This is a genomic window from Streptomyces sp. (assembly GCF_050698815.1).
Lineage (GTDB): Bacteria > Actinomycetota > Actinomycetes > Streptomycetales > Streptomycetaceae > Streptomyces.
On the sequence record NZ_JBOHCV010000337.1, the window covers coordinates 1 to 6,432 of the forward strand.

General features: G+C 72.0%; 8 protein-coding genes. 5 read left to right on the top strand and 3 right to left on the bottom strand.

Features of this window, described 5'->3' with window-relative positions:
• The first annotated feature begins 278 nt into the window (after window positions 1-278).
• The 3 genes from ACRDP3_RS12300 to ACRDP3_RS12310 all read left to right on the top strand — a co-directional run bounded on the left by ACRDP3_RS12300 (window position 279) and on the right by ACRDP3_RS12310 (window position 1,617).
• Complete coding sequence (locus ACRDP3_RS12300) at window positions 279-803, top strand: MarR family winged helix-turn-helix transcriptional regulator (RefSeq protein WP_431516938.1); 525 nt, start codon at window positions 279-281, stop codon at window positions 801-803.
• A 71-nt stretch (window positions 804-874) separates the two neighbouring features.
• Entirely contained in the window at window positions 875-1,372 is a 498-nt protein-coding gene (locus ACRDP3_RS12305) for a sigma factor-like helix-turn-helix DNA-binding protein (protein WP_431516939.1), read from the top strand.
• Entirely contained in the window at window positions 1,369-1,617 is a 249-nt protein-coding gene (locus ACRDP3_RS12310) for a hypothetical protein (RefSeq protein ID WP_431516940.1), read from the top strand. The genes ACRDP3_RS12305 and ACRDP3_RS12310 overlap by 4 nt, the downstream gene beginning before the upstream one ends.
• 58 nt (window positions 1,618-1,675) lie before the next feature.
• On the opposite strand, the gene ACRDP3_RS12315 is transcribed toward ACRDP3_RS12310, so the two are convergent.
• Entirely contained in the window at window positions 1,676-2,854 is a 1,179-nt protein-coding gene (locus tag ACRDP3_RS12315) for a cystathionine gamma-synthase (protein ID WP_431516941.1), read from the bottom strand.
• A 132-nt stretch (window positions 2,855-2,986) separates the two neighbouring features.
• Between ACRDP3_RS12315 and ACRDP3_RS12320 the strand changes: the two genes are divergently transcribed.
• Window positions 2,987-4,186: a hypothetical protein gene (locus tag ACRDP3_RS12320; protein WP_431516942.1), complete on the top strand. Its 1,200-nt coding sequence runs from the start codon at window positions 2,987-2,989 to the stop codon at window positions 4,184-4,186.
• Window positions 4,187-4,271: 85 nt separating this feature from the next.
• Here ACRDP3_RS12320 and ACRDP3_RS12325 read toward each other — a convergent pair whose 3' ends face one another.
• Window positions 4,272-4,880, bottom strand: coding sequence for a TetR/AcrR family transcriptional regulator (locus tag ACRDP3_RS12325; RefSeq protein WP_431516943.1), 609 nt, complete (start codon window positions 4,878-4,880; stop codon window positions 4,272-4,274).
• A gap of 289 nt (window positions 4,881-5,169) precedes the next feature.
• Between ACRDP3_RS12325 and ACRDP3_RS12330 the strand changes: the two genes are divergently transcribed.
• Window positions 5,170-5,817, top strand: a complete 648-nt coding sequence (locus ACRDP3_RS12330; protein ID WP_431516944.1) for a peroxiredoxin-like family protein — start codon at window positions 5,170-5,172, stop codon at window positions 5,815-5,817.
• 215 nt (window positions 5,818-6,032) lie between these two features.
• Here ACRDP3_RS12330 and ACRDP3_RS12335 read toward each other — a convergent pair whose 3' ends face one another.
• Window positions 6,033-6,284 carry a hypothetical protein gene (locus tag ACRDP3_RS12335; RefSeq protein WP_431516945.1) on the bottom strand — a complete coding sequence of 84 codons (252 nt, stop codon included), beginning with the start codon at window positions 6,282-6,284 and terminating at the stop codon, window positions 6,033-6,035.
• Window positions 6,285-6,432: the final 148 nt, after the last annotated feature.

Sequence of the window (6,432 nt, forward strand, 5' to 3'; positions counted from 1 at the left end):
TGAGGTGGCGGCTGCCCTCCAGGGACGTCGCACGGGCCACTCCGAAGAGCGTCTTCTGTGCGGCGCGTACGTCCTCGACGGACACGGCGGGAACTTCGGCGGGGCGTGTGACCATGCTGCCAGTCTCGCAGCCCACCGCCCTAAGAGCGCGCGAAGGATACCGTCACAGACCTGTTCCCGCAGCGGCGGTACGGGTCGCGCCGGGTCCGCGTACGCTGGTGTGCACACCTAAGTCTTTACGTGCCCTTGGTATTTCTCCGAAGAAGCGAGCATCCGCCATGCCCACGCAACCGGACATGACGACAGAGCCCAGCGAGACCAGTGAGACCGGCACCCCCGCTCCCGTCCTCGACGCGATGCAGCACCAGGTCGCCATATTCGCGCGCCGCGCGGAGCAGACCCGGCTCGGCGGGGTCGGACAGGCCCGCAACTCCATGGACCGCGCCGCCTACCTGTTGCTCAACCGGCTCGACCAGAGCGGCCCGATGGGCGTCAAAGCGCTCGCCTGCGGCATGGGGATCGACTCCTCGACCGTCACCCGGCAGGTCGCACCCCTGGTCGACTCCGGCCTGGTCACCCGTACCTCGCATCCTGAGGACGGCCGCGCGGTCGTCCTCAAGCTGTCGCCGCGCGGTTCCGCGCGCCTGGAGCAGGTGCGCTCCTCGAGGCGGCAGCTGATGGCCCTGCTGACGGAGGGCTGGAGCGAGGAGGACCGGGAGACCTTCTGCACGCTGCTGACCCGCTTCAACACCGCGTTCCTCGATATTCACCCCACGACCACCCCGGGTGCCCCGGCCTCTTGATTTGATCACCGCCCCTGCCGTCCCATTGCCATAGGCCGGCCCTGACCGGGGCGGTGCGGGAGGCGCACACGGTGGGAGAGCGGCGGGTACGCGAACAGCGCCGCCGGGCCCGGGAGTTCGAGGCGTTCGTCGCGGGCGCGGCAGGCAGGCTGCTGCGTGCCGCCACGCTGCTCACCGGAGAGCCCTTCGGCGCCGCCCCGGCAGCGCAGCAGCTGCTGGTGGGGGCGTTGGCGCGGACCTACGCGGACTGGGCCCGGCTGCGCGGCGAGGACCCCTACGAGCGCACCCGGCACGACCTCGCCGCCCACTTCGCGCACACCGCCTGGCGCTACCGCCGCCCGCGCGGCGGCCTGCTGGACCGGCTGCCGCCGCAGGAGCGGCTGATGCTGGTGCTGCGGCTGTACGAGGGCGTGGCCGAGGAGCAGACCGCGGCGGCGCTCGGGCTGCCGGTGGAGCGGGTGCGGGAGCTGTGCACGCGAGGAATGGCGACGGTCCTGAGCCGTCCCGCGGCGCCCGTGACCGGCGCGGACGGCCCGCCGCCCGCCCGCGCCCCGGAGGGGGTCGCATGAGGCTGCCCGACCGTAAGGAAGCCGAGGTCCGCGGCCTGCTGGAGGGCGGGCCGCCGCCGCCCGTACCGCCGGACCTCGCCGTGCGTGCCGAGCTGCGCGGCATCCGGCTCTTGCACCGCAGGCGCACCCTGCACCTGGTCCTGTGGGCGTTCTTCGCGGCGGCCGTGGCCTTCGGGGTCTGGGCGGCGGTCGCCGAACCCTGGGCGGCGCAGCCGGCCCTGACGACACCACCGGTGGGCTGGTAGCGGCGACGGACGGCGGTAGCCTGCCGCGGGCCGCCTCCGCCCGTCCCGCCCGGTCCGGTCAGTCCAGCGCCGCCGTCAGCGCCTGACGCAGGTCCGCCAGCAGGTCCTCCACCGCCTCGATGCCCACCGAGAGCCGGATCAGATCGGCCGGCACCTCCAGCGCGGAGCCCGCCGCCGAGGCGTGCGTCATCCTGGCCGGGTGCTCGATCAGCGACTCGACACCGCCCAGTGACTCGCCCAGCGTGAACAGCCGCGCGTGCTCGCACACCCGGACCGCCGCCGCCTCCCCGCCCTCCACCCGGAATGACACCATTCCGCCGAAGGCCCGCATCTGCTTCGCCGCCGTCTCGTGCCCCGGGTGCGACACCAGACCCGGGTAGTAGACCTGCGTCACCTTGGGGTGTGCGGCGAGCATCTCCGCGACGCGGGTCGCGTTCGCGCTGTGCCGCTCCATCCGTACGGCGAGGGTCTTCGCGCCCCGCATCACCAGCCACGCGTCGAACGGGCCCGCCACCGCTCCCATCGCGTTCTGGTGGAAGGCGATCTCGGCGGCGAGTTCCGCCTCGTTCACGATGAGGGCGCCGCCCACGACGTCGGAGTGGCCGCCCATGTACTTCGTCGTCGAGTGCACGACGACGTCCGCTCCCAGCGCGATCGGCTGCTGCAGATACGGGCTGGCGAAGGTGTTGTCCACGACCAGCCGCGCCCCCGCCCCGTGCGCGACCTCGGCGAGCGCCGTGATGTCGCTGATGCCCAGCAGCGGGTTGGACGGCGTCTCGATCCACACCGCCTTCGTACGGTCGCGCAGCGCGGCCCGCACCGCCGCCGGGTCGGAGGAGTCGGCCACCGACCACTCCACCCCCCACCGCTCGGCGACCCGGGCGAAGAGGCGGAAGGTGCCGCCGTACGCGTCGTTCGGGATCACCACGTGGTCCCCGGGCACGAGCAGGGTGCGCAGCAGGCAGTCCTCGGCGGCCATGCCGGAGGCGAAGGCGAAGGCGTTGCGGCCGCCCTCCAGGGCGGCGAGGTTCTGCTCGAGCGCGGTGCGGGTCGGGTTCGCGGAGCGGCTGTACTCGTAGCCGCCGCGCAACCCCCCGACACCGTCCTGCTTGTACGTGGACACCTGGTAGATGGGCGGCACGACCGCCCCGGTCGCAGGGTCGGCGGTCTGCCCCGCGTGAATGGCGAGGGTCTCGAAGCTCTGGGGCGTCTGCCCGCTGGGGCGCTGGTCGCTCATGGGGCGAGACTAATGCGCCGTACGGTGGAGGCAGAGCGGGCTCCCGCAATCCGCCGCTCCGAAATGCCGAACGAACGCCCGGAAAGGCCACCCCGGCCCACCGCACACGTGTCCCACGGGGAGAAACGCACCATGGAAGCCCTGCTCGTGCTGATCGCCCTCACCGCCATCTTCGGCGTCCTGATCGGTCCCGCGCTGCGCCGTCGGCGCCTGCGGCGGGACCGCCCACCGGGGCTCGCCGGTGCCGCGCACGCCGGCGGCGGCTACGGCTTCGTACCCGCCGAACACCTGGACGTGCGGCTGCCCGGCCCGGATCCGGAGTTCATCGAGGCGGTGGAGGAGACCCAGCGCACCCAGGACTGGCAGCCGGTCGCCCGGCTGCTGGCCCTCACCGGCGACGAGTGGGAGCTGCGCTGGCAGCGGGTGCAGTCGCTGGCCGGCGCGGCGGCGATGGAACTGGCGCGGGCGCGGGCACTGGGCACGCCGGACGCGTCCCCTCGGCCCTACGGGCCTGGGGAGGCCCCATCCGGCACCGGCGGTGCCGAGGGCGCCGTCTCCTTCCGCAAGGAGCCGGGCCTGCGCGACGCGAGCTGGCTGCGCGAGTGGCGTACGGAGCAGCCGGGCGACCCGGGCGGCGCCCAGGTCTACGCACAGTTCCTGGTCTGGCAGGCCCTCTCCGACACCGCCTCCGCGGACCACCGCATCATCCTGGAAGAGGCCCGCGCCATCTGCCAGGAGGCCGCCAGGCTCGCCCCCGACGACCCCACACCGCACATCACCGAACTGTTCATCGGGCGCCATCTCTCCTACCGCCGGCCCGACTTCGAGGAGCTGTGGGAGACCGTACGACGGCACGCACCGCACCACATGGGCGCCCACCTGGCCGCGCTGCCGTACTGGTCGGAGCAGGGCAGCGGCTCCCGCGCCGACGCCGACGCCTTCGCGCAGGCCGCCGCCGCACAGGCCCCCGAGGGCACGCTGCTGCCGGCGCTGCCGCTCTTCGCGGTCTACGAGCACCTGCCCGAGGTCAACATGGTGCGCGGGCTGTACCAGAGCGCGGAGATCGAGAAGGCCATAGAGGCGGCGGAGTACGCCGTCGACCAGGTCGAGGCCGACCACCCCGTACGGCCGCACGTCCTGCACATGCTGCTCTGCTTCCTGGTGCGCGCGGAACGGTACGACGAGGCGATGGAGGCGCTGCGCGTGGTCGACGGCTACATCGGCGCGCTGCCGTGGGCCGGCTCCGGCGACCCCGCCGCCCAGTACACGGCGTACCGCGCGCTGGCCGTCGCCGGCTGGGAGTCCACGGGCGGCGCACCGGCACAGCTTTAGCGCGGGCCGCGCTGCGCGCGGTCCGAGTCTCCGGGCACCCCCGGGCCTGGCGGCCCGGGGACCCGCGGCTGGCGCCGGGCTCTGTTCACCCGGTGGTTCCAACAGCCTGGTTGCCGAGCGAGTCGATGGCCGAGGCCACCGTCCTGTCCAGGGTGCGGGCGTCCGCCCCCGCCCGTGAGCGCAGGTTCACGCCGTACGCGAGCAGGGCCAGCAGATCGGCAGCGGCACCGGGATCGGCGCCGGAGGCCAGCTGCCCCTGTACCTCGGCCGTGACCAGCGCCGCGTACATGGCGTCCCGCAGCTGCTGATGATGCTGGTCGAGAATCGTATGGACCTCGGGGTCGCTGTTCTCGGCTCCGGCGTGCGCGTTGGAGACCATGCAACCCCACTGGGCGTACTCGCCCGAGCAGCGCGCCTTGATCAGTCCGGTGAAGAACTCGGTGATGGCCGGCAGGCCCCGCTCGTCCGCAGCGAGGCGGCGGAACAGCGGCTGGGAGCGGTGTTCGAGGTAGCGGCGCAGAGCAGCCTGGTAGAGCTCCTGCTTGCCGCCGTACGTGGCGTACAGACTGGAGCGGTTGAGCCCCGTCGCGGTCACGACGTCCTGGATCCCGGTCGAGGCCACGCCCTGCCGCCAGAACAGACGCACCACGGTCTCCAGGGTCGCATCCGGATCGAAATGCTTGATGTCCGGCATACTGCACCCCACCATCTTGTAATAGGCGTTCCAAGATAGCACCGGACGCCCCATGGTGCAGGGTGACGAGCTCCTGCGCGCCAGCGGCGGGAGAACCGTCCAGGATCATCCAGGTTCTGCTGACCAGACACCCGTTCACGTCCCTCCAGGCCCGCAACTTGCCACTCCATGGCTGGCGTGGGTCGACGCATGGGGTTATCTTGAACCAACCGTTCCAAGTTGTGGTCGGCGACCCCGCCACCGCAGACCGAAAGCCAGCCCTCAGCTCCAGCCCAGGAGGCACGCCCCCATGACCCTGAACGCAGAACTGCGCACCTTCTACGAGGCGCGCCAGCAGCAGATCCCCGCCGAAGTACGGGAGATCATGAACCGGGCAGGCCAGGAACTCGCCGACACCGGGCAAGCCGACCGAGCCCTCGCCGTCGGCGCGCAAGCCCCCCGCTTCAGTCTCAAGTCCGCGACCGGCCAGACCATCTCCCTGGAGGACCTGATTGCCGAGGGACCAGTGGTCCTGACCTTCTACCGCGGCGCCTGGTGCCCGTACTGCAACATCGCGCTGCGTTCGCTCCAGCAGCGCCACACCGACATCACCGCCCGCGGTGCGCGACTGGTGGCCATCTCCCCGCAGATTCCCGACGAGTCGCTCTCCTTGACCGAGAGGCACGAACTCGCCTTCGACGTCCTGAGTGATCTCGGCTCCGACACCGCCAAGCAGTACGGGCTCGCCTTCGATCTCCCGGACGACCTGGCCGCCGTCTACGGCAAACTCGGTTTCGACCTCCAGCGCGTCAACGCCGGCTACCCCCGCACCCTGCCGTTGCCCGCCACGTACGTCATCGATCGCGGCGGCCTGATCCGCTGGGCCTTCGTCGACACCGACTACACCACCCGCGCCGAACCCACCGACATCTTGGCCGCACTCGACGCCCTCCGCTGAGCCGGCCAACTTGCTGGGCAACGCCGTCTGCCAAACGGCACTCGTCGTGGTGCCCGCAGAAAACTGGGCCGGCATCACGCCTCCCCTGCGGGCACTTGCGTCGGCGTAGCCACATAGGGCGCTGGGGGACTCCCCCACGCGTGAGCGGAGGCGTGTTCCGTCGCCCGACGGATCTTCTTGGTGGCGACGTTGGGCGGTGGCCTCGTGACAGCCCTTTACGGCCGGGAGCCGTCCGTGAGCATCATCGTGGGTTGCCCGGTGTGCCGGGCGATCGCCTCGAAGTCGCGGTCGCAGTGCGGCAGGGTGAGGCCGGACAGTTCGGCCACCGTCGCGACGAGAAGGGCGACCGGTCCGGCGCTGCGGTGCTCGCCGTGGTCGACAAGAATCTGCTGGACCTGCAGGGCCCGCCGGAAGGCGCCGTCCGGGATCGGCGCCCAGGCGTAGAACCCGCTCAGATACTGCTGCATGCGTTTTCGTCGATCTCGATCAGCGTCCTGCCCATGCGGCACCCCTCTTTCGTAGACGACGTGCCGACTCGTCGGCGAGGCCGGTGTCCACGGCCGGAGGGGCGGCGGGTCCGAGCCCTGCGCCCGCCGGCCCGGCGGGCCCGCGGCC

Bases quoted from the DNA above. Each gene is read 5' to 3' on its own strand.
- ACRDP3_RS12300 (WP_431516938.1), top strand. From the start codon at position 279: ATGCCCACGCAACCGGACATGACGACAGAGCCCAGCGAGACCAGTGAG.
- ACRDP3_RS12330 (WP_431516944.1), top strand. From the start codon at position 5,170: ATGACCCTGAACGCAGAACTGCGCACCTTCTACGAGGCGCGCCAGCAG.
- ACRDP3_RS12335 (WP_431516945.1), bottom strand. From the start codon at position 6,284: ATGCAGCAGTATCTGAGCGGGTTCTACGCCTGGGCGCCGATCCCGGAC.
- ACRDP3_RS12310 (WP_431516940.1), top strand. From the start codon at position 1,369: ATGAGGCTGCCCGACCGTAAGGAAGCCGAGGTCCGCGGCCTGCTGGAG.
- ACRDP3_RS12320 (WP_431516942.1), top strand. From the start codon at position 2,987: ATGGAAGCCCTGCTCGTGCTGATCGCCCTCACCGCCATCTTCGGCGTC.
- ACRDP3_RS12315 (WP_431516941.1), bottom strand. From the start codon at position 2,854: ATGAGCGACCAGCGCCCCAGCGGGCAGACGCCCCAGAGCTTCGAGACC.
- ACRDP3_RS12325 (WP_431516943.1), bottom strand. From the start codon at position 4,880: ATGCCGGACATCAAGCATTTCGATCCGGATGCGACCCTGGAGACCGTG.